The 2,630-nt window shown below is 66.4% G+C and carries 2 protein-coding genes; both read right to left on the bottom strand.

What is annotated here, in order from left to right:
- Positions 1 to 26: 26 nt before the first annotated feature.
- Positions 27 to 443, bottom strand: a complete 417-nt coding sequence (locus ACFQ87_RS45515; protein WP_380616929.1) for a hypothetical protein — start codon at positions 441 to 443, stop codon at positions 27 to 29.
- Complete coding sequence (ltrA, locus tag ACFQ87_RS45510) at positions 440 to 1,993, bottom strand: group II intron reverse transcriptase/maturase (RefSeq protein WP_380616930.1); 1,554 nt, start codon at positions 1,991 to 1,993, stop codon at positions 440 to 442. Before ltrA ends, ACFQ87_RS45515 begins: the two co-directional genes overlap by 4 nt.
- Between the last annotated feature and the right edge of the window lie 637 nt (positions 1,994 to 2,630).

Here is a 2,630-nt window from a genome sequence, read left to right as displayed (position 1 = left end):
CTAGTACTCCAGTGCGACTTCGCGATCTACGTGCTTGAGGGGACGGAGAGTCGCCGCCGGTAGTGGCTGCGACGCGCTGAGGCTTGGTGGCTTCTGCGCCAGTTCGACCAGTGCAGGAGCGCACGCAGGGACGTGACCGGGCTGAACAGTGCGCCGATCAAGCGGCGGATCTCCGGGACGGTCAGGTCGACCGGCTCACCGCTTCGGGCGGGGCGGTCCGGATCCGCAGGTCTGGTCGGCCGCGCGTCGTCGACGGCGACGGCCAGGAACGCGAGGGCGAGCATGGTCAGGGTGACGTGCCGGTGCCAGGCGGTCCAGTTCCTGACCTGGTAGTGGTCCAGGCCGACCTGGCCCTTGGCCGCCTGGTCGGGTAGCGGGGACGCATTGCTGCGTCCCCGCCCCCTCAGAACCGTGCGGGCCCGTCGTCCGGGCACACGGCTCAAGCAAGCCCTGATGGCTCGCAGGCTGGCAGAGGTGCCGGCTTGTGTTTGCGACGTCGTTCGGCCCAGTAGTCAGTGAGGGCGGGGTCGTCCACGGACGCCGAGCCCTTGACCATCCGGTGCCGAACGATCTTCGTCCAGGAGAACTTGGCGAGGTAGCGGCCGCTGTCGCGATCGCCGAAGACCCACCTGTCCCGCCTGGCCTTGTTGAACATGCCGAAGTAGCGGGCCACGACCCAGTGCTTCGACTTGTTCGGGTGCGTGTGGGTCGCCCACTTGTAGAGAAGCTTCCACACGTAGGCGTCCAGCGCGTGGAAGACGCGGCTGGACACCCCACTCCGGTAGTAGGCCGCCCAGCCCCGGATGATCGGGTTGAGCTTGTGGATCACCGCCTGGGCGTTGGCCCCTCGCAGGGCGTGCACCTCGGCGGCCAGCCGCTTCCGGATTCGTCGCACGGCTGCCGTGCTCGGCTTGATCAGCAGCACCGTTCCGCCGCGGTAGCGGCGGATGCTGAAGCCCAGGAAGTCACAGCCCTCGTTGAGGTCGACGATGCTCGTCTTGTCCTCGTTGAAGACCAGCCCTCTGGGTTTCAGCCAGGTGCCCAGTCGCGCCTGGATCTGCTCGGCTTCGACCCTGGAGTGGGCGAAGGCGAGCAGGTCGTCGGCGTATCTGATCAGCACCGGGGAGCCCGGAACGGTTTCACCGGCGTGCGTGCCGCCGGTGTAGTAGCGGACTCCGGCAGCCTTTTCCATCCCGTGGAGAGCGATGTTGAGCAGGAGGGGGCTGATCACGCCGCCTTGAGGGGTTCCCTCTTCGGTGGCGGTGAAGCACTCCTTCTCGATGACCCCGGCCTTCAGCCAGCGGGCGACCATTTCCCTCGCGGGGAATGGTCCCAGCATCTTGATGAGGTGCTCGTGATCGATGCGGTCGAATGCCGCCGCCAGGTCTGCGTCCAGGACCCACTGTCGCTTCGGGCGCTTGCCGTGTGCGACGTTGAAGATCGCCTGGATCGCGTCCTGGCATCCCCGGCCCGGCCGGAACCCGTAGGACTTGGGTTCGAACCGGGCCTCCCACTCGGGTTCAAGTGCGTTGACCGTCCTGGCTTGCAGGACGCGGTCGACGATCACGGGAATCCCGAGAGGACGCTGCTTTCCGTTGCTCTTGGGGATGTACACACGCCGAGCGGGTTTGGGCTTCCACGGGGCGGAGCGGTGCTGGACCCAGGTGGCCAGTTCGGCCTTGCCCGGGGCCGTGAGCACGGTCCGTCCGTCGATGCCCGCCGTTCGGCGGCCAGCGTTGATCTCCGTGACCCGCCGCACGCTCACGAGCGTGTTGCTATGGCTGCGGAGTATCAGTTTCTGCAGGTTGCGGACCTTCTTCAGGTCCCCGGCCTGCGACGCCGCGAAGATGCGCTGGCGCAGACGACGTACGTTCTCCTCGGCGGCGGTCCAGTCGACCGCGTGCCAGTCGAGGAGTTCGCCCTCCGGTTCGTTCACCGTGCCGCTGAGCGGCGTGGTGTCCAACGTGGCCGTCGGTTCTGTTGTCCTTGTCATCGTCCTCTTTCGCAGGCTCACCTGACCCACGTCAGCACCCTTTCGGGTCGGGCCACTTGGGCCTTGTCCGGCCAGTTATGCGAGACGACCGGCTGGAGGAGCCAGTATTGACCGTCCCGGGTTCCTGCTGCCTTTCGGCCGCCGGCATTCGCTTCTTGGGTCATCCTGTTCCCGCCAGGGAGTTGAGCGTTCCTCACGGTCGGCCTACCCGGCACAAGGCCGGGACCCTTGCGGGGTTTCCACGTTCTGCATGAGCGAGATGCGAGCGGGGTGGGTGCCCTCTCTACCCCGGGACGGTGGTGTCCTCCCGGCTGACTGCTTCTCTCCAGCCGGCACCTGCCGCTTCTCAGCGGCCAGTCCTGTACCCCGCTGGTACTTCCCATCGGCGAGGTTCGAAGTTACGAGGCATGGCCAAGGGTTCATTCGCATTCACCCGTCCGCTCATTCCCCTTGCCTGTAGCCCCCGGATGGAACGGGAGCCCTTGGGCTTTTCCCCCGGGCTTCGCACCCTCCCGTTACCAGGAACGCACGCCGGGGCGGGGACAGGCCATGGACACTGGCCTGGAACTACACCTTCCTCAACGGAACCTCCTCATCGGTGAGTTCACTCAGCTCAAGCAGCCTCGTGTCGCACGAA

Origin of the sequence: Kitasatospora sp. NPDC056531, assembly GCF_042794375.1 — a bacterium.
GTDB lineage: Bacteria > Actinomycetota > Actinomycetes > Streptomycetales > Streptomycetaceae > Kitasatospora.
Note: the sequence above shows the minus strand (reverse complement) of the source record. Positions and strands in the feature narration are given on the sequence as shown.

Excerpts from the sequence above, each read along its gene's own strand:
- ltrA (WP_380616930.1), bottom strand. The coding sequence starts at position 1,993 with ATGACAAGGACAACAGAACCGACGGCCACGTTGGACACCACGCCGCTC.